This is a genomic window from Shewanella piezotolerans WP3, assembly GCF_000014885.1.
Classification (GTDB): Bacteria; Pseudomonadota; Gammaproteobacteria; order Enterobacterales; family Shewanellaceae; genus Shewanella; species Shewanella piezotolerans.
In genome coordinates, this window is sequence record NC_011566.1 from 4,654,472 (window position 1) to 4,677,234 (window position 22,763).

Sequence of the window (22,763 nt, forward strand, 5' to 3'; positions counted from 1 at the left end):
AAAGTTGAATTTAATTAGGACTAAAAGTACATACGAACGTATGCGTAACCAGCTTCAGGGGCTTCCCCGACACGGCCTTCTAGAGACACCACGATGTCGCGAGCTGGGCGATAGTTGAAGCCTAAGCTTGCCCATCGACGTTCTTTTCCATACTCAGGTGGCAGGTCAGAGTAGTCATAGTTAGGACTGATAAGATCCCAACCTTCGTACTCTTCGTGGTTTACGGAGCTGATGATTTCCCAATGTTCATTCAGGTCGTACTTAGCGCTTACCGTTAATCCCTGGTTGCGGAAGGTCTGATAATCTAGGTGTACATCGCCGCTCTTGCGTGTAGATAAGTCTTCATCTTCTATAAAGCCATTGACACCAATAGAGAACTCTTGCATCAATTTAAGGCGTACGCCTAAACCTATCTGTTGCTGCTCACCATATTTACTAACACCGTTAGAGCCACCACGAGTTTCTAAGCCAACTACGACAGACAGCAGATCAGTCATCCAGCCTGCATAGCCGTTAATAATGTCACCTTGTAGTGCACCACTTTTGTGCTCACCGTTGTATGAGTAAGAAACGCCGGTAACAAGATGCTCGAACTTGGCTTGGTACTTAACGGTATTCTCTTGGTCACCGGCTTCACCGGTTTCAACGGACTTGTTGAATGTGAAGTCACCAAAGTGGTCGTAATCGTCAAAGGCTGTGTCGGTCAAGCCTAGCTCTACCCACTGCTGCTCAGTTAAGCGATAACCTACGTATAATTTGTCGATAGCTAATTCAAATTCACCATCTCCGCCTAGCCAATTACGGCGTTGGTAATCAAGTTCAAGACGATAAGTGAATTTTTCACGTTGACCCGTTACGCCCATAGTCGCAAAGCTATCATCTACATAGCCTTTAGTGTCGTAGAACTCATCGTGGTTATACTCTGCATGGGTATCAAAATGCCCACCTACACCCACTTCGCCATATAAGCGAACGTGGTCGCCTTGACTGTCACCATCTAGTATTACAGCGTTCACTGAACCGGCACTAAACATAGCGACGATAGCGATTGCAATTGTTGATTTATTTAACATTTCTGTTACTTCCGATTAGTAATTTGTCAGCCTTTTATTGAAGGCCGAACCCAAAATTAAAAATGTTTATTAGTTGTACCTTAAGCTGCTAGCTGCTCAGGTAGCGGGAAAATTAGATGGTGAAAACGATGACGAAATCGATGACAAAACCGCCGACCTCTTAGTTACATAGTGCATACATTCAACCCCATTTTTATAATAATGCCGCTATTTTCTATTAACGTGCGTAGCGATTGTTACAGAGTTCCGCAACAAAAAAGGAGGTTTCGTCACATTTGATCACAGTAACTAACTGTAATATAAGGATAAAATGACCACCAGCACGAACAGTGGTTGCAAAGCCGACTAAACAAACATTTAAATCAAACAGTTAACAAAGAACAGTGTCGAGTCGTGAGCAGGTGTAAACGTGAATTTTTTTGACTAAAATAAATTGCTTTTTTAGTTATTTGATCTAGCTAGGTGGACTCTTACCTTTTAAATGACTGACTATTGCCGTTTTCGCCAAGCCAAGATCACATCAAGCAGGCTGATTTAAGCCAATAAAAAGTCGAAATTGAGTGCTTGAGTGCTCTCTATAGGAGGCTAATGTTAATGGAAAGCTGCAGAACAGCGCTTGATGCGAAGAGAATCCTTACTATAGGATTTTATACCAATTGCATTAAGTATTTGACCAGTTCAGAGCCCCTCAGCCTTTTCAATTCAAAGCGCATTGGTAAAGAAATGGTTATTCCCTTTTAAGCCAATGCAAAGCAGAAGTGGAAAGACTGAGGGGCTCACGTAGTGCGGCTGAGGTTAAACAAATTGGCAAAACGCTGAATGGTCAAACTTTTAATGCAATTGGTATTAGATCACTTACTTACTGGGATTGATATAGACATTCCCAGCTTCCTTGGCGGTCAGATGTAGGAAATACGTAACTTAATCTAGAATAATAAAGGAGTAATATCGAGGGTACCCGAGCCGAGAATAACGATTAGCTTTATATTTCTCCAAGTCACAAAAATATGAAGAATGACTATATTGCACGATCATATGGATATAAGAAGTAGAGTAACGCAGGAGCTATTACCGAGGAGAAAATACAGGCCTTACCTTCAGCACTTTAAATTCCCCACCGAGTGAATACTTCATGCGAATAGTGTTATACCAATCAGTATAAGAAGTTGATCTACTCAGAGCGTTTTTGGCACGCTAATTCAAGGCCGGCTAATTCAAAGTGAGTAATGACATAATGGTTATTCCTTTATGAGTTTATTCAACGCAGAAGTAGCAAGCCAAAAACACTCCTATAAGGCGAGTTTTAGCGGCTTTGATGCTGCGTTAATGAATTTGAACGTAGAATAACTATGCTCTTCATTCATTGCTAACCACATGGATGTGGTGAATGTCATTAATGCAGGAGCATTTAATGACCTTACCTCAAAGTCGCTAAACTCTCGCTGAGCGATCAAATCTTTATACTGATTGGTATTAAAGCCCATAACTAAAAAAACGACCCGTAGGTCGTTTAATTTGGCCTAGCTACTTGGCAATACCTAAACAGCGCTGTGGAGGTTTAGCTGATTCTGAAACGGCTCCGCCCAACGTAATAATTCAACACGATTACGGGCATGGGTTTTTCTGAAAATAGATGAGATATGCGCTTTGACTGTATGTTCACTAATGCACAAGCCTTCAGCAATCTCTTTATTACGAGCACCGCTAGAAACCAATTGAATAATCGTTTTTTCTCGACGAGTTAACTGCTGGAAGGATTCAGAACCTTCAGTTGATAGCTGCAATGGCGTTTCAATTTGGCTGACTAATTGACGAAAAACTCGACTTATTAAGGTTCTATCATACCAAAGTTCATCTGCTAGTATTTTTCGCAAGCCCGTGAGCTGTAGATCCATCCGCTGATCAGAAAAAAGTAAACCTCTAACCCCCAAGAGTAGCGCTGACTCCTCATCTAGCGAATCTTTTGTTACATCGTAAAGCGCCACAGGCACATGCTTGACCAATTGCGCTGCCACCAGAGGGATCCCATTACAGTCAACAGCTGCACCTTGTTGGGAAATTAGATAAAAGCAGCATGGATCATTGCTCGCTTCTAACTGCTCAATATCCGAAATAACCCGCGTCTTCAACCCTATTGATTCCGCTAGCATGGCCAGGTGGCAAGGTGCCGTCACCTGATGAAGAAAAACTACTTCATCACTATTATTCATCACTTCTCTCCCTGAAAAGTTTCGCTTAATCCATTCAACGCTTAATAACATGCTGTTCTTAGCAAAATAGCTGCTGTCAAAAAGCAGACTAAGCCAGTCTACATAGACTTGGCCTAGTAATAAAGTATGCGAGATGAAAACTTGTTATCAACAACAGTACAATCATTAACTTTACTGCTATTTTTAGCGTTTTCATCTAAAAATCACTGCTTATTTTTAAGATTCATCTTCAACGCAATTAATTTATCTTGATAGCGGCTCAATAACACGATTGCAAATATGGCACCGACCAATGCCATTGCCATATCTGATTGGGTATCCCAAATGTATCCTTGGGTACCTAAAAACGCTTCTGCATCTTCACCTGTAAGTTCTGCAACCCACCACTCTATCAGCTCATAAAAAGCTGAAAATGCCAAAGTAAAACACACCGCTAAAAAGTTACACCAAGCCCCCAATTTGACCACGCTTAGACGAATAAACACTTCGCGAGCCAATAGGACAGGCACGAAACCTTGGGCTAAGTGACCGACTTTGTCATAGTTATTCCGGCTGCCTCCTGTCCATTCAGCTATCCAATCAAACAAAGGTACTTCTGCATAAGTATAATGACCACCCACCATTAAGATCACGCAGTGAATTAGAATTAAGATGTAAGCCAACCCCGTAAGTGGAAAACTTTTACGAGTAAAAGCAAGTAAAGGTAATGCGATTAGTGCAGGCAAAACCTCTAAAAACCAAGTGAACTGATCTTTAGGTCCAATAGCAGACCAAACTAGCACTACGAAAAATATAACTAGCCATAAAACGCTTTTATTCAAAATATCTCCCCCATATAAGATATTGTTCTAAATTTAGAATAAACACTTTAGCCATCTAGCCCTCCACAGCGAGCAAAAAAAGTGCTACTTTGTTTAAACCCAGACTACCTGAAGTTATAGAATTGTGTGGAAGTTAAACAAACTTTAGCCAAGTCATTGATTACTGGTAATAGCTAGCCTCTTACCGGAATCAAATACAAACTATGAAGTAGGTTAAAACCTCGCAATGAACGCCTTGCGTTACTTAACTTCGTTGTTGCATTATCACAGCAAGGAGCAACAACTCCCCGGTAATGCACTTGGAATTAAGCTAATACTAGTGCTCTACAAAAAGTATCTTCTGGTGGTTTAGGTATATTAATTGACAGTCTATACCGAAACCACGCTAACGCTTGAATTTAGTCGTCTCAACTGTGACGCGCGGTATAAAAAATACAAATAAACCAAAAGGGTACATAAATCATGGCGAAACACTCGCTGGACAAGGATAAGATTAAAATCCTGCTGTTGGAAGGCGTCCACCAATCTGCGGTAGATGTATTCGAACGAGCGGGTTATACCAATATTGAGTACCATAAAGCTGCTTTGAGCGAAGAGGCACTACTCTCTTCAATTAAAGATGCTCATTTTGTCGGTATTCGCTCCCGTACCCAACTGACTGAAACAGTATTAACTCAAGCAGAAAAACTTGTCGGGATAGGTTGTTTCTGTATTGGCACCAATCAAGTGAGTCTGGCAGCAGCAGAAAAACTGGGAGTTCCAGTTTTCAACGCTCCTTTTTCTAATACACGAAGTGTAGCTGAACTAGTGCTTGGCGAGATCATCATGTTACTGCGTGGGATCCCACAGCGTAACGCGATGGCGCACCGTGGTGGCTGGCTCAAAAGTGCCGCTGGTAGCTATGAAGCCCGTGGAAAAACCCTTGGGGTGATTGGTTATGGCCATATTGGTACCCAATTAGGGATCTTAGCAGAGACCTTAGGTATGCGCGTTATCTTCTTCGATATTGAAGACAAACTGCCACTGGGTAATGCACAGCAGGTTCACTCCATGGAACAGTTAATGTCTTTGGCTGACGTAGTCAGTCTGCATGTGCCAGAAACACCGCAAACAAAAGAGATGATTGCCCACGCTGAGCTGGCTTGTATGCGTAAAGGCAGCATATTGATTAATGCTTCTCGTGGCACAGTGGTCGATATTGACGCCCTTGCTGCCTCTTTAAAAGAGCAGCATTTAGCAGGCGCTGCCATTGATGTCTTCCCAGTAGAGCCTAAGTCTAACAGCGATGAGTTTATTAGCCCGCTACGTGGACTGGATAACGTGCTGCTGACTCCACATGTTGGTGGTAGTACGGCTGAGGCTCAAGAAAACATCGGTATCGAAGTTGCTGGTAAGCTCGCTAAGTACTCAGATAATGGTTCGACCATGACTGCCGTTAACTTCCCTGAAGTGTCTTTAGCACAACATTCAGGAACCTCACGACTGTTACATATTCACCGCAATAGACCGGGAATTCTAATCCAAATTAACTTGGCATTTGCAGAGAAAGGGATCAACATTGCCGCGCAATACCTGCAAACAACAGCAGAAATTGGTTATGTGGTGATGGAAGTTGATTCAGATAAAGCCGATGAAGCGCTAACAGAGATGCAAGCGATTGAAGGCACGATCAGAACTCGATTACTGCACTAAATTGACACCTATCCATGCTCGATAGAAACTAAAGGCCGCTTAATATCATTTAGCGGCCTTATTATTGTCAGAAAATCACTGCCAACAATTCCCTTTCTTTATTTCAAGCAGTTAGTTTTAACCCGTTTAAGGATAGTTTTGATAAAGTTGAGGTATGCAACTTTTCGCCGCCATTGATTAGCGGTACAATCATCGCTCTTCTGATTAAACTCTTGGACTCGCTCATGACCTTGTCAACTTCTCAGCCGAACTGGCCTTTAAACGGACAGCAACCTGCCTTAATGGTATCTCATCTGTCTCATCTTGGTTTAATGTCAGTAACTGGTGAACAAGGTCGTAGCTTTATCCATGGCCAAGTCACTACAGATATTAGCTCACTAGAAGCCGAGCAATGGCGATGGGGCGCTCACTGCGATCCTAAAGGAAAGATGTTGGCAACATTTAGGACCTTTGCCAAAGGCGACACCCTATTTATGCTGATGCCAAAGCAAACATTGGCACTAGATCTACCGCAACTACAGAAATATGCAGTGTTTAGCAAAGCTGAGCTCACAGATGTTAGCGAGCAATGGTTAATTCTAGGGGTTGCTGGTGAGCAAGCAGCAAGTTGGTTAACGGCAAAGTTTGGTGAGCTAAATGCTGAGTTAACGCTCATCGATAACGGCATGGTCATTCAAGATAACGACCGTTTTATTGTTGTTATAGAGCAGAGTAAAGTCGATACCGCAAACCTACTTGCTGATGTTAGCCTTTTTGATGCAACAGCATGGCAGGCATTAGAAACTCTCGCCGGCTACCCTAACATTGGTGCAGCCCATAGTGCGCAGTTCGTGCCACAGATGTGTAATCTACAAGCGATCGATGGTATCAGCTTCAATAAGGGTTGCTATATGGGGCAAGAGACTATTGCTCGCATGAAGTACCGCGGTGGCAATAAACGCGCCCTCTATATCGTTAGTGGCACTGTCTCTGCAGTATTGACTGATGAAAGCGTGTTAGAGATAGCATTAGGTGAGGGAGCGGGGTTCCGCCGTGCAGGCACCATTATTGAAAGCGTCCAGCGTGAGCAACAAGTACTATTTACCGCTGTACTTGCCAATGATACACCGCTAGACGCAAGCTTAAGAATTGCTGGCGATGAAGCATCACAATTACACATAATTGAACTGCCCTACTCTCTAGAAGATAGTGAGTAATAATCGGTCAATTTATTTTAAAAGGCGCTCATTGAGCGCCTTTTTTGTGGATAGTATTCAGCTTAAGTCTCATGATGCTTATCACGGATTTTCGTCACTTCATCCACTATCTGCTTAAAATGCTCTACTAATTCAGGATCAAAATGCTTACCAGATTCACTCTCTATGAGTGCCATGGTATCGGCGACTGTCCATGCCTTTTTATAAGGACGAATTGATGTTAGCGCATCAAATACATCGGCGATGGCCACAATACGCCCTTCGATTGGGATATCTTGACCTGACACCCCAAATGGGTAACCACTGCCATCCCACTTCTCATGGTGACTCAGCGCAATCCGTCTCGCCATCTCCAGTAATGGATCGTGATGGTCACCAATAATTTCGGCACCAATTTCGGCATGGCGTTGCATTTCGTCCCATTCAGGCTCATCCAACTTCGCAGGCTTTTTCAAGATAGAGTCTGGCGTACCTATTTTACCAATATCATGCATAGGTGCGGCGTTATAGATTAACTCACAATACTTGTCAGGCAACCCCGACTGTATCGCTAATAAACGCGCATAAAGACTCATTCTGACAACATGTAACCCAGTTTCATTATCTTTATATTCTGCGGCTCGGCCTAAGCGTCTGATGATCTCAAATCGAGTCTCCTCTAGCTCTTTGGTACGCTCTTTTACTTGCTGTTCTAGGAGCCGTTTTTGATCGTAAAGCGCCAGGTGTGTTTTAACTCGAGCTTGCACCACTGGTGCACTTACAGGCTTAGTAATGTAATCAACAGCCCCAAGAGCAAAACCTTGGGTTTCATCGGCTGTTTCAGCCAGAGCGGTAACAAAAATAACTGGAATATGACAGGTAAGCGGATCTTGCTTTAAACGTTCGCAAACCTCATAGCCATTCATCCCCGGCATCATCACATCAAGTAAAATAATATCGGGCGTACTTTTCTGTGCCAGCGCTAACGCTTTTGGGCCATCGATCGCCACTCTAATTTTGTAATCACTACTTAAAATCCCCACCAAAATATCGATGTTTTCTGGGGTGTCATCCACAACTAAAATAGTGGCCTTATCCATCAAACCAAGTCTCCTTTCTGTTAGGGATCTATTTTGGGATTAATTGCTTTTAAGTATAGTCAGCTTTAGGACTACCGCGCATTTGGATACGCCAAAATTTTTACTATTAGCAAGCTCAAATAAAAGTATCAAATCTCAAATAGCGACTTAATAAGCTCTGCTGCATCATCAAATTGATAGCCATTAATCATTGCCAGTGCCGGATTCATTTTGTGCCACATATCAGCGGCAACCTGAGCTTTAATCTCTTCCATTTTTTCAACGGCGTCCGAGTCAGCTTCCTCTAACATGACCAGCAACTCTGCAATTGCGACCTTTAACTCTGCGGCAGACAGAACTTTGATATCCTCAGCCGCTGGCACTGCAGATTCTGGCAAATTTAATTGTGTCATCCACTCTGAAATAGCCTGACATATCACTTCTATTAGCTGTTTTAGTTCGTCAATTTCAGCAGTAATATCAACATTACTGTCAGCAGTTAATTGAGCTTCAATGACTTTAGCGACTTCAACTAATCGCGGAGCACATAGGTTGCCGGAGATCCCTTTTAATGTATGTGCATAGCGAATTGCATCCTCAACTTTATCTTGGCTTAATGCCAACTCTATCTGCTTGGCTGTATGTATCTGCCCAGTATAGAAACGTTCAAATATTCTTCTGTAAAGGCGCACCGAGTTCTGCACTAACTGCAAGCCTTTATCAACATCAAGCTCATCATGTTGCGGCCAAAATAGTACCGCAGCTTCTGTATTACTATTGGCTAAATCATTGGCCAAAACCTGCTCCTTCTCATCACCGAGATACTCCAACAAAGTGGTATATAGCAGTGATACTTCTATTGGCTTGGCAATATGGTCATTCATGCCGACACGCAGACACATCTCTTTATCACCCGCCATTGCGTTTGCTGTCATAGCGATAACAGGGAGGTCAGATAACTCAGGTATTTTACGCAGCGCTTGCGTGGCTTGGTAGCCATCCATCACAGGCATTTGGCAATCCATTAATACAAGATCAAATGTCTGTGTTGCTAATTTTTCAAGTGCAATTTGACCGTTATCAGCAATCGACAGCGTAATGCCGACTTGCTCAAGAAACTCAGTGGCAACCTCTTGGTTCATCTCATTATCTTCCACCAGCAAAATACGTTTGCCTTTCAGTTGAGTCAGCAATTTCTGGTTCACCTCAACACCTGTACGACGCACTGGTATGGCACCATTTTTCCCCAGTGATGACATGATGCCATCGAGTAGACGTGAAGCACTGATAGGCTTAGTGATATAGCCTGCGATACCGCTACCCTCGATATGATCGGTCAGTTCGGTATTTGCGTGAGCGGAGACGATTAAGATTTTTGGCGGCGTTTCACTATTAGCTATAATTGCCGCTGAGGTTTCCAAGCCGTTCATTTCAGGCATTAACCAATCAATTAGCGCAACGGGATATTGGGTTGTTTTACAGCGCTCTACGGCTTGAGCGCCACTTTTAACGGTATCAACCTCAAAGCCCATACTTTCAAGCGTGGTGCGCAAAATATCTCGCGCAGTGGCATTGTCATCAGCGACTAAAATTCGCATCCCTTCTAACTCTTGCCCGGCCTTTATTAGTTTATTGTCTGCCACTTTAAACTTAACGGTGAAGAAGAAGGTGCTGCCGTTGCCGAATTGACTCTCGACACCAATTTCCCCTCCCATTAACTCCACTAGCTGTTTACAGATTGCAAGCCCAAGCCCAGTTCCACCGTATTTACGTGTGGTGGAAGTGTCAGCTTGACTGAATGATTTAAATAGCTTGTTGCGCTGGTCTTCGGTCAAGCCAATGCCGTTATCACGCACACTAAAACGTAGGGTGATCGCGTCGTCTACGCGTTCAAGTTGGCTGATAGACAGCAATACTTCTCCTTGGTCAGTGAATTTAACGGCATTGTTCATCAGGTTAATAAGTACTTGGGACAATCGCAGCGGGTCACCTTCCAGTTGCCTTGGGATATTAGGTGCAACGGCAAATAGCAATTCCAACTGTTTATCGGCAGCTTTAACCGAGAACATATCGCTGAGATCTTCTAGCATGGTTTCCAGCTGGAAAGAGACCGATTCGATATCGAGCTTACCTGCTTCAATTTTTGAAAAGTCTAAAATGTCATTAATAATTCCTAATAATGACTTTGAGGCTCTATCAATCTTTTGCACATAATTTTGCTGCTTCTTGTCCAATTCAGTTTGCAAGCATAGCTGCGACATACCGATAATGGCGTTCATTGGCGTACGGATTTCATGGGACATATTCGCTAAAAAGTCGCTCTTTGCTTTACTGGCAGCATCGGCTGAATCTTTGGCTTGCTTAAGCTCATTAGAGATCTGTTTCAATGAGGTAATATTTGCCATCGATAGCACTGCTGAATTGAGCGTGCCATGCTTATCTTGAAGGCCTGTTAAGGTCAAATCCATCCACATTACATCGCCAGACTGACTCAACAAGCGGATCTCAGCAGTCATGCTGCTATCATCATTTCCCATTAACTGACTAAACAACTGCTTGGCGGTTTGTTGGTCATCACGGTGCTGATAGTCAAAAAAGGAGCTGCCATTGAGCTCATCTGATGATAATTGAACGTACTGACTAAATTGCTCATTGCAATCTAGAATCAGTCCTCGCTCATCGACATTTACAATTCCTATTCCAGCATTATCAAATAATGCTCTGAAGTGGGCCTCACGTTTAGCTAGCTCTTTATCGATCTGTTTGCGCTCTGTAATATCCATCAAGTAGCCATTCCAGATAATACTGTCATCGGCAAGTTGGTTACCGTGTGCCCCCGCCTGCAACCAGCGAATGTCTCCCATTGGATGGCGATAGCGAAACTCTTCAGTCCAATTCAAGCCTGATGAACTCACCCCAGATAAAGCCTCTATGATATGCGTGCGCTCATCGTTGATAATGCACTCAGCGACCAGATCAAATTTTTCAATGACTTGATCTCGATGAAAACCTAGCGTGGCAATACAAGCACTAGAGAGAAAGGTAAAGTTGCGATCGCGATTTGATCGCCAATGCAGCTGGTAGACGGTACTCGGGATCGACTCAGTAATGGTTTCAAGTTGCTGCTGAGATTGGGCTATTTTCTCTTGTGCAGCTTTACTGATAGTGATGTCGTTGATACTGCCATCAAACCACAAAGCCACACCGTTTTCGTCATATATCGCTTTCCCCTTTTCATGCACCCAGTGAATACTGGCATCTCGATGCTGGATTCGATATTGCACTTCAAAACTTCTTTGTTCGGCCAATGCAGTTTCTATGGCATGACTGGCAATGGCTAAGTCCTCTTCAATAATCAAGCTAGCAAAGCTGCGTTTACTATTTTCAATAAAGTCTGCGGCGGGGTAACCGGTAATATCTCCTATATTGTCACTGACATATTCCATTATCCAAGTATCTTCAATTCGAGTGCGATAGACGGCTCCAGGGATATTGGTCACTAAGCCGCGAAAACGGTTTTCACTGTCCTTAATACGCTGTGCAATTTTGAGCTCTTCGGTCATATCGCGCACAGTGGCTGCTACTTGGCGCTGACCATCGGCATCAACGGGTAACAGGCCGAGACTGATCTCCACTGGGAATTCACAGCCATCAGCGTTTAGCGCCATGAGATCTGACGTCATCCCTAGCCCCATTTTACGGTCTCGTCCCTCGGATACGAACTTCTCACGTAAACTAGCATGGTGTGACCTGATTGAATCGGGGACGAGCTGATCAACTGACATAGCCAACATCTGTGCTTCATCATAACCAAACAACAACTGGCAGCGGCTATTGGTAAATACCAGCCGCCCTGACTCATCGACAATCAGCATTGCCTCTGGCGCAGACTCCAATACTGCATTTGACCAGGCAGCAGCTGAAAATTGCTCTGTGACATCGTTAAAGAGCATTTCGACGGAGAGTAACTCCTGATTATCTGAAAGTAACGGCTGCATAAATACATCTAAGCGGCGTAACTTACCTTTGCTGTCGAGCATTTCTACCTGATGTGGCGGTACATTCCTGCCTTGCAGCGCGTCATCCATATAGTGCCAATTTTTCTCATTAATGGCATTATCAGAAAACATTCTCTGATACTTACGCTTCAACAACTCTGCGCTAACACCGAGCACCTTCTCAACCCCTTCACTGACTTGCGCAATTTGCCCGTCTGGCTCGATAGAGCAATAAAAGGATTTGTCACTCATGCCATCGATTAACTTCGCAAAACGATTACCGCGAGAGTCCAATAAAGCTTGTTCGCGCTCCTCTAACGCCTGCGCCATCTCATTAAACTGGGTAGTTAATGTGATGAGCTCACTCACCGCTCCTTTCGGGTTATCAAGTCGCTTGGTTTCACCAGCACCAAACGCAGCGATGCCCGATTCAAGCTCTTCAATGGGACGAGTTAACCTTCTAGCTGTTAGGTAACCGGTGAATAACAAAATGGTAGAGATCAACAGTAAATTTAACGCTAGAGAGGAGAATCCTAATAAGAAATTATTATGCAGATGCTGTTCAGAGGTCATGATAATGACCCGCCAATTAAGCGATGGTACCACCCCTATACTGGCTAAATACCTACCACCTAGACTATCTTCAATATGGCTATGACCAGGTTGATTACTGTTTACCAAGCCAATAAAATGTTGATTATTAGCCGTCTTCGCTAACCATTTATCGGTGCTTTTCGCCAGTAATATCGATGGGTTCGCGTGGTATACCAGCTGCCCCTTATCATCTATCACCACAATTCTGCTCGCCGCTACATTCACCATTTGCGGGAGAGTATTGAGAGCCAAATCAACGGTAACGACACCATCGTAGGGCAGAGAACTACCGAAGGGCTGTGAGTAACTGATCATCAGTGCATTACCCGCGCCCTCATCAAAGTAAGGGCTCGACCAATAGCCATTGACGTTATTTATTGCTTCACTCCACCAATCCCAGTTGCCATCGGTGTAATCGTAACCATCAACACCAATGTCAATGATATTTATCTTATTACCATCGCGATATGCATAAGGGGCAAATAACTCTCGCCCAGGTACTTTCGCCTTTCGAAAAGCAATTGCGCTGCCGTAGAAGTCGGGGTGCCTATCGAGTCGGCGTGTCAGCAGTAAGTTGAGCTTGGCTGCATTGGCGTATAAATCATTAGCGCTATTCTCTCCCAAGAGATCAGCTACAGAGCGAGTATCAGTTTCAGCAGACTTGAGAAAAAACTGGATCCTCTGGGCAATATTGTTCGCTTGCTTCTCCAAGTCTTCATAGATGTATTGCTTTTCTGCTTGATAGTTAAACCAAGCATTAATGCTAAATACGGCGGCCATAATTGCAATTAACGGCAAAGCAATTTGCGATAAAATTCTGCTACGAAAGGTGCGAAGTCTACTCATTTCCATTATCCACGGGGCTATTGTCAATCAGCAGTACAGTGCAGCTAAAAATCGATCTCGCTGCTTTGACAACGTTTTTTATTAGACTTAATAGGGTTATTGGAACTCGTTAATAAGTGTAGGCAAGACTGGCAGTTAACACCTAAAATTCAATCAAATAAGATTTATTGATAAAGGATCCAAATACTCTCACTAAGCGTATACACTGTTATTCGCATGCTCGAGAGTAAATATTGAATAAAGCCAATCGGCACTCTTTGCAACACGCTTGGAGTCTCCGACAAAGGAGTGGTAATGGGCAAAAGTATTGTAGCTTTATCTGCCGTATCTAAAGGATTTAATGACGGTGACAAATATCACCAAGTACTCGATAAAATTGACTTACAGCTTGAAGATGCTGATACCATCGCCCTCACCGGCCCCAGTGGCTGCGGTAAAAGTACTCTGCTCAATATCATTGGCGGCTTTGAGTTTATTGATAGCGGTAAGCTGAACCTTTTTGATGAAGATGCCAGCCAATGGCAAGACAAACACTGGAGTCAGTTTAGACGCCGCGATCTCGGGGTAGTGTTTCAGCAATTCAATTTACTGACGCCGTTAAACGTACAAGACAATATCGCTTTCTCATTACGGCTCAATCAACGACCATGGTCACCTTGGGTCGATCACCTCATCAAACAACTCGGTTTAAACGAAGTCAAAAAACGTCATGTAGAAGCGCTTTCAGGCGGCCAACAGCAACGAGTGGCAATCGCGCGAGCATTAGCACACCAACCTAGATTATTACTCGCCGATGAACCGACCGGCAACCTCGACGAAAAAGCAGGTTTTGAGGTGATGCAGCTACTGACCGAACTGGCTAATGAGTCCAGCACTAGCATATTGATGGTGACCCACAGCAATGACTGTGCGCAGTTTATGAAAAGACGCTGGCATTTAGAGCAAGGCAAGATAAATGAATCGCCAGTTTAGGTTATCCGTCCGTCTTAGCTTACAGGTATTTGCTCGCCACTACCTAAAAGCCCCTTTGCAAGCTGGCGCAATACTGCTCGGTTTTATATTGGCGGTGATGTTACTGATAGGTGTTCGCGCAACCAATGACAATGCGGTGCGCAGTTACTCTCAAGCAACAGAGTTATTAAGTCAGCGCGCTCAACTTATTCTTGCGCCCATAGCCGGGCAAAAAATGGTTCCAGAATCGGTTTATATTCACCTTCGACAAGCCGGAGTGAGTCAGTCATTAGCGGTACTAACAGGCACAGTGACTGATGACAGAGGTCAGCGCTGGGATATTCAAGCCAGTGACTTGATTGCCGCACTGTCAGTACAGCAATTTAAGCAACACGCGGATAAATCAGCTCAGTCTGCACAAATCTCATTACTTTCAAGCCAGATCCCGTTGGCTAAATTGCTTTCAGGACAGCCTTACATACTCATGAGCGAAAGCTTTGCCGAACGAGTAACCACAGATGGTCAGCTTAAACTTGAAGGTGAATCACTTAACGTTATTAGCTTAGATGACAAGTTAGGGCTAGGTAATGCCATTCTCATGGATATCTCTTTAGGCCAAAAACTATTAAATAAATACGGCAAGCTAAGTTACATCGCGTTGTTTGGTGATACCAATAAGCTCAGCACGCAAGTGACGCAAATCTTTAGTGGGCAAAGTGCTAAACAGTTTGAAATTGCAGAGCAAGATGAAGGTGAAGGATTGACGAGCCTAACTCGTAGTTTCCACTTGAATTTAACCGCTATGAGCCTACTTGCCTTTGTCGTTGGGCTATTTATTGCTTACAACGGTGTACGTTACAGCTTATTAAAAAGACAAAAACTGCTGGTGCAACTGCAACAACAAGGGATCCCGCAGCGAGCATTATTAACCGCGCTAATGTTAGAGCTACTGGCATTGGTCGTTATCGGCTCTATCCTTGGTTTTATACTAGGCTTACAACTAAGTCACTGGCTACAACCCATGATAGCCCTAACACTAGAGCAACTGTACGGCGCTAGATTATTACCGGGAGTGTGGCAGTGGAGCTGGCTTTATCAAGCTATTGGATTGACATTTGTTGCCGCTATCTGTGCTTGTTTCCCACTATTTAATGCATTAGCAAAGCAACCTCTAGCCCGTAGCGCTAGCCGGTTTGAACAGCAACGCCATGCAGCAAATTACCAGCGAGTCATGTTTATGGCCGCTATTGCTCTGCTCATCCTAGCAGCAACGCTGTTTCCATTGACTCAAGAGTATCAACACAGCCTGGTGTTATTGGGTGTCGTCACTGTGGCAATCCCTTTGCTGCTGCCATTATCACTTCAATTTTGCCTCAGCCTATCTACCCGCGTGACGAGCAATGGCTTATGGCAGTATGCGGTTGCTGAAAGTAAAGAGTTAATCGCTCCGTTGTCACTGGCGATGATGGCGATGTTACTGGCGTTAACCGCTAATATTTCAATGAACACTCTAGTTGGCAGCTTTGAGATAACCTTGAAGAATTGGCTCGATGCCCGTTTGTATGCTGATATTTATATTCGCCCACCTAACGACAAAATCGTAGCCACTGAAACACTGCTTGCTCAGCAGCCTAAAGTGACTGAAATATACGGCCAGTGGGGACATAGCAGTCAATATCAGCATACCCCTGTGAGCTTGATGACCCGAGATGAACACTCGCTTAGAAACAGCAATCAAATGAAAGCTCAAATCGATAACTTTTGGCCACAGTTTTTTCAGGGCAAAGCGCTAATGATCAGTGAACCGATGGCAATCAAGTATCAATTGCATGTCGGAAACACCGTCTCACTGCCAGAGTTTGAATCTGCTAAGCAACCTCCTTTGCCTATTGGCGCCATTTTTTATGATTACGGCAATCCGTTAGGCCAAGTCATTGTTAGTCAACATACTTGGCATCGATTGAACCTGCCTAGTAACCCAAGCAGTATTGCTGCCAGTTATGATGGAGATATCGCTGAGCTAGAGCAGGTATTACAGCAGCAAGTTCCATTATCTGCAGCGCAGATGTATAACCAAGCCAAGATAAAACAGCGCGCACTGGAGATCTTTAAACGCACCTTTTCGATTACATTGGTTCTTAACAGCCTGACCCTTATGGTTGCCGCTATTGGGCTGTTTAGTGCCTGCTTGATGCTCACTAAAGCGAGACAAGCACCACTGGCCCGTTTATATGCACTGGGCGTGAGCCGAACTCAGCTGCGCAGTTTGGTGTCACTACAAATGTTGCTAATCGTCCTATTTACTTGCTTACTCGCACTGCCAAGTGGTGCGCTACTGGGCTATCTATTAATTAACAAAGTAACGCTACAAGCATTTGGCTGGAGTATTGCCATGGTTTGGGACTGGCAAGCTTATTTTAGAGTGGTGGCTATCGCCCTAGCAGCCAGTGCATTAGCCATATTACTACCGCTATACTGGCAAACTCGCAAACCGCTAATAAGCAGCCTGCAGCAGGAGGCATTATGAACAAAGCGATTGTGGCTATTCTCTTAGCGCTTTGGGTAACAGCCTGTTCACCTGCTCAACAAACCACAACGGGCATGGGAGAACTACTCGATGGTGATACACAAGGTTATAGTCCAGTAGAGCCAGATGTTATTTTACGCTTTCCAGACGATCATATGGCGCACGATGATTTCAGGCAGGAATGGTGGTATCTCACCGCTAATCTCGAGACTGAGTCAAAGCAAAAAATTGGCTTGCAATGGACGCAGTTTCGCATTGCATTAGCACCGCCGTCAGAGCAGAATAACAAACAAGATACGGCGATTAATAGCCTGTCCTGGCAAACCCAGCAGCTCTATATGTCCCATACAGCTCTTACCTCCACATCCAACCATTTAGCTGAAGAGAAGTGGTCTCGCGGTCATCAAAATATTGCTGGCACCCAAGCTCAACCAATATCCATTAGGCAAGATAACTGGCAATGGTTAAGCCAAAGCAAGCAACTGTTTCCCGCAACACTTAGTGTTAGTGGCCAAGATTTCAGTTATCAATTACAACTTGATTCAACCGCACCCTTTCAGTTGCAAGGTGATAATGGCTACAGTAAAAAGAATGCCAGCGGCAGCGTGGCCTCCTACTACTATAGCCAACCTTTTATCAATGTCAGCGGCAGTGTAATCATCGATGGTAAACAGCAGAAAGTTCGCGGACAAGCTTGGCTCGACAGAGAGTGGAGCTCGCAGTTCTTATCGAAAACACAGCAAGGTTGGGATTGGTTTGCTATTCGACTTGATAACGACACCGCACTGATGGTGTTTCAACTAAGGGGTGACAGCAAAAAACAAAGTAGCTTTTATAGCGCCCGTGTTATGTACCGAGATGGTCGTGGTCGCAACATTGCCAGTGAGCAGATAGGTATGACAGCCACGGCATGGCAACAGACACAGTCAGGCCGTTACCCAATAAAATGGCGCATTCAAATTCCTTCAGAAAATATCGATATTAGCACCACTGCGCTAAATAATGACTCTAGCATGCCGCTCTCTATCCCTTATTGGGAGGGGCCGATAATTATAGAGGGGAGCCATAACGGCGAAGGTTACATGGAACTCACCGGCTACTAAGCCGTAACAACCACTCAAACATAAGCTTTATGAAGTATGTAATTGCATTCAAAAAGCAATAGATAAGAATAATTATCATTTACTAAGCTTATGAATATCTTGGATATTTAATGTAGCGCAAGCTAACATTTCGAGTGGACAAAATTCAAACAAGCTTCTAGTCTTTATTGGTAAATTTGAGAACTAGATCACCCCCTAAAAGTTGATCTTGGTCGATAAAAAAGCTCAATACCCCTTGTGAGGTATACCCACAATTTCTATGAGGTCTAGACTCGAGTTAAACCTTGGTTAATAGCACTCTTTCTTCAGTTGTTATAACCAATACAGAGAAGGTAGAGAGATGAACCAAGAATTTCATATTACCAGCTTAGTCATACACGCAACGTCCAAGTCTGTAGAAGATATCAAGCAACGCTTGTCTGCCCTTGTTGGCGCCGAAATCCATGCCGTTACCGATGAAGGAAAGTTTGTGGTCACCCTAGAAGGTGAAACCCAGCGCTCTATCCTCGATAACGTCGAAGCTATTAACGCCTTTGAAGGCGTCATTAATAGCAGCCTTATTTATCATCAAGTCGATCCAGTAGAACAAAAGAGTGAGGAACACCATGAGCATTAGCCGTCGCGAGTTTCTAAAAGCCAACGCAGCAGTTGCCGCCGCAACAGCCGTCGGTGCGACTCTGCCAGTTAAGATAGTAGAAGCTGCAGAGCAAAAAGATAGCATTAAGTGGGACAAAGCACCTTGTCGTTTTTGTGGCGTAGGTTGTAGTGTTCTTGTCGGTACAGATAATGGCAAAGTTGTTGCAACTAAAGGCGATCCCGAAAGCCCAGTCAACAAAGGCCTTAACTGTATCAAAGGTTACTTCCTGTCGAAGATTATGTACGGTAAAGACCGTCTAACTACGCCTCTGCTACGTATGAAAGATGGCCAGTATGATAAAGAGGGTGAATTCACACCTGTCAGCTGGGATGTCGCACTCGATACTATGGCTGATAAGTGGAAGAACACACTAAAAACTAAAGGCCCAACTGCTGTCGGTATGTTTGGCTCTGGCCAGTGGACTGTTTGGGAAGGTTATGCCGCGTCTAAACTGCATAAAGCTGGTTTCCTAACAAACAACATCGACCCTAACGCGCGTCACTGTATGGCATCAGCTGTTGGTGGCTTCATGCGTACTTTTGGTATTGATGAGCCAATGGGTTGTTACGATGATCTTGAAGCCGCTGACGAGTTCGTCCTATGGGGCGCAAACATGGCTGAGATGCACCCAATCCTTTGGGCTCGCCTTTCTGATCGCCGCTTAAGCAGCCCGACTAGCCGCGTACATGTATTGTCTACTTATGAAAACCGCAGTTTCGATCTTTCAGATAACTCGATGATTTTCCGTCCTCAATCTGATCTCGTGATCCTTAACTACATTGCTAACTACATTATCCAGAATGATGCAGTGAACAAAGAGTTTGTCACCAAGCACACTAAGTTCGCCTTAGGTACAACTGACATCGGTTATGGCCTGCGCCCAGAGCATCCATTAGAGCAAAAAGCGAAGAACCCTGGTAACGGTAAGTCTGCGCCTATCAGCTTTGATGAATATGCTAAGTTTGTAAGCACTTATACGCTTGAATATGCAGCGGAGATGAGTGGCGTTGAGCCAGAAAAACTTGAGCTAATGGCTAAAGCCTATGCAGATCCTAAAGTGAAAGTGATGAGCTTATGGACCATGGGGATTAACCAGCACGTTCGTGGTGTTTGGGCAAACAACATGCTTTATAACATTCACCTACTAACAGGTAAAATTGCGACTCCAGGTAACAGCCCATTCTCACTAACCGGCCAGCCATCAGCTTGTGGTACCGCCCGTGAAGTCGGTACCTTTGCTCATCGTTTGCCTGCTGACATGGTTGTTAAAAATCCAAAGCATCGCGCGCTAACAGAAAAACTTTGGCAAGTGCCTGAAGGTACGATTCCGCCAAAGCCTGGTTTCCACGCTGTATTGCAAAGCCGTATGCTTAAAGATGGCAAACTGAACTGTTACTGGACTATGTGTACCAACAACATGCAAGCGGGTCCAAACATCAATGATGAAATTTACCCAGGTTTCCGTAACCCAGAAAACTTCATTGTAGTATCAGATCCATACCCAACAGTAACAGCAATGGCTGCGGACCTCATTCTTCCTACAGCTATGTGGGTTGAGAAAGAAGGTGCTTACGGTAACGCTGAGCGTCGTACTCACATGTGGCACCAGCAAGTTAAGCCACCAGAGGGAGCCAAGTCTGATCTGTGGCAGCTTATGGAATTCTCTAAGCGCTTTAAAGTCTCTGAAGTATGGCCTGCAGAACTTATCGCGAAGCAGCCTGAATACGCAGACAAGACGCTTTATGACGTGCTATTTGCCAATGGCGTAGTCAACAAGTTCCCTGCTGAAGAGTGTAAAGCCGAGCTAAACGATGAGTCTGATGCATTTGGCTTCTACGTTCAAAAAGGACTATTCGAAGAGTATGCTCAATTTGGTCGCGGTCACGCTCACGACCTTGCAGACTTCGATTCATACCATGAAAACCGCGGTGCACGTTGGCCTGTGGTTAACGGCAAAGAGACCCTACGTCGCTTTGTTGAAGGTAGCGACCCTTATGTTAAAGCCGGTGAAGGCTTCAACTTCTACGGTAAGCCAGATGGTAAGGCGGTTATTTTTGCCCTACCGTTTGAGCCAGCAGCAGAAGAGCCAAACAAAGAATATGACCTATGGTTGTCAACCGGTCGTGTACTAGAGCACTGGCATACTGGCTCGATGACAGCTCGTGTCCCTGAGCTTTATCGTGCTTACCCAGATGCACAGATCTTCATGCATCCAGAAGACGCTAAAGCACGCGGCGTTAAACGTGGTGATGAAGTGATTGTTGCTTCACCTCGCGGCGAAGTAAAAACCCGTGTTGAAACTAAAGGCCGTAACAAGCCACCAAGAGGCGTAGCATTTATGCCATTCTTCGATGCGCGCCAACTGGTCAACAAGTTGCTACTCGACGCGACGGATCCTCTGTCAAAAGAGACAGACTTCAAGAAGTGTCCAGTCAAAGTGATGAAAGCATAACTAGCTAATAAGCGGAGATAAAAAGATGAAAAAATTATTTACTGCAGCTGCGCTAGTGATGGCACTTAGTGCTTGCTCTGGCCAACAAACAACAACTTCAGCTGAGCCTGTCAATGTCATGTCATTGGGCCAATCTGAGATCACTGATATTCGAGCAGCAGACGCTGTTGCGGTTTATCCGAAGCGTGGTAAGTCGATTGAACGTACTTTTGTACATCAACCACCTATGATCCCACATAAAGCGGAATACCCAATTACGCTTAAGAAGAATGGTTGCATGAGCTGTCACAGTCCAGCAAAAGCAAAGCGTATGAAGGCGACTCAAATCGACCCTTCGCACTTGCTAGCTGACGCCAAGCTTAACAACGAGTACTACAACTGTACTCAGTGCCATACACCACAAGCTGAAAACAAAACAGAGCTGGTTGAGAACGATTTCTCAAACAAGTAATTTTGTTCTAGTCTGTTAAATATGCATGTTAAAGCCACCTCAATTGAGGTGGCTTTTTATTACCAATAAATGCCAATCAGGAAAACAATTAGTCTAGAGGCTGTAGCTGACCTTCTCGAGCCGGGACTATCAATACATTACTGCGAATACGGCTCAATAGAGATTCCGCAGTATTCCCCACCATATAGGCAAATAGTCCCTGTCGCTGTACAGCTCCAACGACCAAGTACTTAACTTTAAACTTGCATGCCAATTGATAAAGGCACAAATCGGGATCGCCGACAGTAATATGAATACTCTCATCACTAAGCCCGAGCTCATCAAACAGTTTCTGGTGCTTTTGCCGAGCAGATTGGATCATTGCGTGAGTATCGACAATATCCATATCGTGAATAACTCGCGGTAAACGGATAACAAAAGCTAGATGCAACTGACACTGTGTCGCTTTAGCGAGTAGACATGCTTGACGGATCACCGCGCGATTAAGTTGTTGCTTTAAAGTTTTCTTACTATCTAAATCTAGCGCCATCATTAGCGCATCACAGTTATGCAGTGGATTATCTGTTAACAACATTAACGGCACACGGGTATGGCGAATTAAGTTCCAGTCGACAGGTAAGTAGTGCTCGGCATGATGCACAGCTTTAATAATAAGATCAAAGCCATGGCGCGCAGAATGATGACAAGCATGCTCATAGAGATCTTTACTCCACACATTGTGGATAGGAATATCGCTTGCGCTCAGCTTAACTAAGCTCTGCTCTATTTTAGCCGCTTTTTGTTTCATAACCTGCTTTTGCGCTACCGCAACAAACTTAGGATTGTAATATTCAGCTTCGCCAAAATATTCAAAACTATAGGCAAAAATCTCCGCACTTTTTTCTAATGATTTAGCGAGTGCAATGCCGGTACTAATCGCATCTGCATGCGCATCTTCTCGCTGAGAAATAACAAAGACTTTATTCATAACCACCTCCGATATTCACCCTAACTTTAGCTTAGCTAAATTCAGCGATAACTGCAGTGATACCGACAGCAATGATGCGCCCGATCAAAGTATTTAGCGGATAGATAACCTCTGCTTTAGTATTTTAATATAGGCATTAAATTTACCTAAATCCTGCTTGTAATCGTTGGCTAATCAGGTAACGTAA

At 44.2% G+C, this 22,763-nt stretch carries 14 protein-coding genes; 8 read left to right on the plus strand and 6 right to left on the minus strand.

Annotation, left to right across the window (positions count from 1 at the left end; translation table 11 throughout):
- Positions 1 to 20 precede the first annotated feature (20 nt).
- The 3 genes from SWP_RS19790 to SWP_RS19805 form a co-directional block, all read right to left on the minus strand.
- Positions 21 to 1,073, minus strand: a complete 1,053-nt coding sequence (locus SWP_RS19790) for a hypothetical protein (RefSeq protein ID WP_020914420.1) — start codon at positions 1,071 to 1,073, stop codon at positions 21 to 23.
- A 1,538-nt stretch (positions 1,074 to 2,611) separates the two neighbouring features.
- Positions 2,612 to 3,283 carry a helix-turn-helix transcriptional regulator gene (locus tag SWP_RS19800; RefSeq protein ID WP_020914424.1) on the minus strand — a complete coding sequence of 224 codons (672 nt, stop codon included), beginning with the start codon at positions 3,281 to 3,283 and terminating at the stop codon, positions 2,612 to 2,614.
- 203 nt (positions 3,284 to 3,486) lie between these two features.
- On the minus strand, positions 3,487 to 4,104 hold the full coding sequence (locus SWP_RS19805; protein WP_044556121.1) for a DUF2238 domain-containing protein: 618 nt from the start codon (positions 4,102 to 4,104) through the stop codon (positions 3,487 to 3,489).
- A gap of 462 nt (positions 4,105 to 4,566) precedes the next feature.
- Between SWP_RS19805 and serA the strand changes: the two genes are divergently transcribed.
- Positions 4,567 to 5,796 carry a phosphoglycerate dehydrogenase gene (gene serA, locus SWP_RS19810; protein WP_020914426.1) on the plus strand — a complete coding sequence of 410 codons (1,230 nt, stop codon included), beginning with the start codon at positions 4,567 to 4,569 and terminating at the stop codon, positions 5,794 to 5,796.
- Positions 5,797 to 6,020: 224 nt separating this feature from the next.
- Positions 6,021 to 6,992 carry a tRNA-modifying protein YgfZ gene (gene ygfZ, locus SWP_RS19815; protein WP_044556122.1) on the plus strand — a complete coding sequence of 324 codons (972 nt, stop codon included), beginning with the start codon at positions 6,021 to 6,023 and terminating at the stop codon, positions 6,990 to 6,992.
- Positions 6,993 to 7,054: 62 nt separating this feature from the next.
- Here ygfZ and SWP_RS19820 read toward each other — a convergent pair whose 3' ends face one another.
- Positions 7,055 to 8,071: an HD domain-containing phosphohydrolase gene (locus tag SWP_RS19820; RefSeq protein WP_020914428.1), complete on the minus strand. Its 1,017-nt coding sequence runs from the start codon at positions 8,069 to 8,071 to the stop codon at positions 7,055 to 7,057.
- Positions 8,072 to 8,199: 128 nt separating this feature from the next.
- Positions 8,200 to 13,494, minus strand: coding sequence for a PAS domain S-box protein (locus tag SWP_RS19825; RefSeq protein ID WP_044556123.1), 5,295 nt, complete (start codon positions 13,492 to 13,494; stop codon positions 8,200 to 8,202).
- A 288-nt stretch (positions 13,495 to 13,782) separates the two neighbouring features.
- Here SWP_RS19825 and SWP_RS19830 point away from each other — a divergent pair, with 288 nt between their 5' ends.
- The 6 genes from SWP_RS19830 (at position 13,783) to SWP_RS19855 (ending at position 21,609) form a co-directional block, all read left to right on the plus strand.
- Positions 13,783 to 14,460, plus strand: coding sequence for an ABC transporter ATP-binding protein (locus SWP_RS19830; RefSeq protein WP_020914430.1), 678 nt, complete (start codon positions 13,783 to 13,785; stop codon positions 14,458 to 14,460).
- Positions 14,444 to 16,966 (plus strand): ABC transporter permease, encoded by a 2,523-nt coding sequence (locus tag SWP_RS19835; RefSeq protein WP_020914432.1) that lies wholly within the window; start codon positions 14,444 to 14,446, stop codon positions 16,964 to 16,966. Before SWP_RS19830 ends, SWP_RS19835 begins: the two co-directional genes overlap by 17 nt.
- Positions 16,963 to 18,069 carry a lipocalin-like domain-containing protein gene (locus tag SWP_RS19840; RefSeq protein WP_020914433.1) on the plus strand — a complete coding sequence of 369 codons (1,107 nt, stop codon included), beginning with the start codon at positions 16,963 to 16,965 and terminating at the stop codon, positions 18,067 to 18,069. Before SWP_RS19835 ends, SWP_RS19840 begins: the two co-directional genes overlap by 4 nt.
- 340 nt (positions 18,070 to 18,409) lie before the next feature.
- Positions 18,410 to 18,685, plus strand: a complete 276-nt coding sequence (locus tag SWP_RS19845; protein WP_020914434.1) for a chaperone NapD — start codon at positions 18,410 to 18,412, stop codon at positions 18,683 to 18,685.
- Positions 18,675 to 21,158 (plus strand): nitrate reductase catalytic subunit NapA, encoded by a 2,484-nt coding sequence (napA, locus tag SWP_RS19850; RefSeq protein ID WP_020914435.1) that lies wholly within the window; start codon positions 18,675 to 18,677, stop codon positions 21,156 to 21,158. The genes SWP_RS19845 and napA overlap by 11 nt, the downstream gene beginning before the upstream one ends.
- A gap of 25 nt (positions 21,159 to 21,183) precedes the next feature.
- The gene (locus tag SWP_RS19855) at positions 21,184 to 21,609 is read left to right on the plus strand and encodes a nitrate reductase cytochrome c-type subunit (RefSeq protein ID WP_020914436.1); all 426 of its coding nucleotides are present in this window, start codon (positions 21,184 to 21,186) and stop codon (positions 21,607 to 21,609) included.
- Between the two features lie 88 nt (positions 21,610 to 21,697).
- On the opposite strand, the gene SWP_RS19860 is transcribed toward SWP_RS19855, so the two are convergent.
- Positions 21,698 to 22,576, minus strand: coding sequence for a universal stress protein (locus SWP_RS19860; RefSeq protein WP_020914437.1), 879 nt, complete (start codon positions 22,574 to 22,576; stop codon positions 21,698 to 21,700).
- Positions 22,577 to 22,763: the final 187 nt, after the last annotated feature.

Bases quoted from the DNA above. Each gene is read 5' to 3' on its own strand.
- SWP_RS19835 (WP_020914432.1), top strand. From the start codon at position 14,444: ATGAATCGCCAGTTTAGGTTATCCGTCCGTCTTAGCTTACAGGTATTT.
- SWP_RS19840 (WP_020914433.1), top strand. From the start codon at position 16,963: ATGAACAAAGCGATTGTGGCTATTCTCTTAGCGCTTTGGGTAACAGCC.
- napA (WP_020914435.1), top strand. From the start codon at position 18,675: ATGAGCATTAGCCGTCGCGAGTTTCTAAAAGCCAACGCAGCAGTTGCC.
- SWP_RS19845 (WP_020914434.1), top strand. From the start codon at position 18,410: ATGAACCAAGAATTTCATATTACCAGCTTAGTCATACACGCAACGTCC.
- ygfZ (WP_044556122.1), top strand. From the start codon at position 6,021: ATGACCTTGTCAACTTCTCAGCCGAACTGGCCTTTAAACGGACAGCAA.
- SWP_RS19830 (WP_020914430.1), top strand. From the start codon at position 13,783: ATGGGCAAAAGTATTGTAGCTTTATCTGCCGTATCTAAAGGATTTAAT.
- SWP_RS19790 (WP_020914420.1), bottom strand. From the start codon at position 1,073: ATGTTAAATAAATCAACAATTGCAATCGCTATCGTCGCTATGTTTAGT.
- SWP_RS19825 (WP_044556123.1), bottom strand. From the start codon at position 13,494: ATGGAAATGAGTAGACTTCGCACCTTTCGTAGCAGAATTTTATCGCAA.
- SWP_RS19855 (WP_020914436.1), top strand. From the start codon at position 21,184: ATGAAAAAATTATTTACTGCAGCTGCGCTAGTGATGGCACTTAGTGCT.
- SWP_RS19820 (WP_020914428.1), bottom strand. From the start codon at position 8,071: ATGGATAAGGCCACTATTTTAGTTGTGGATGACACCCCAGAAAACATC.
- SWP_RS19860 (WP_020914437.1), bottom strand. From the start codon at position 22,576: ATGAATAAAGTCTTTGTTATTTCTCAGCGAGAAGATGCGCATGCAGAT.
- serA (WP_020914426.1), top strand. From the start codon at position 4,567: ATGGCGAAACACTCGCTGGACAAGGATAAGATTAAAATCCTGCTGTTG.
- SWP_RS19800 (WP_020914424.1), bottom strand. From the start codon at position 3,283: ATGAATAATAGTGATGAAGTAGTTTTTCTTCATCAGGTGACGGCACCT.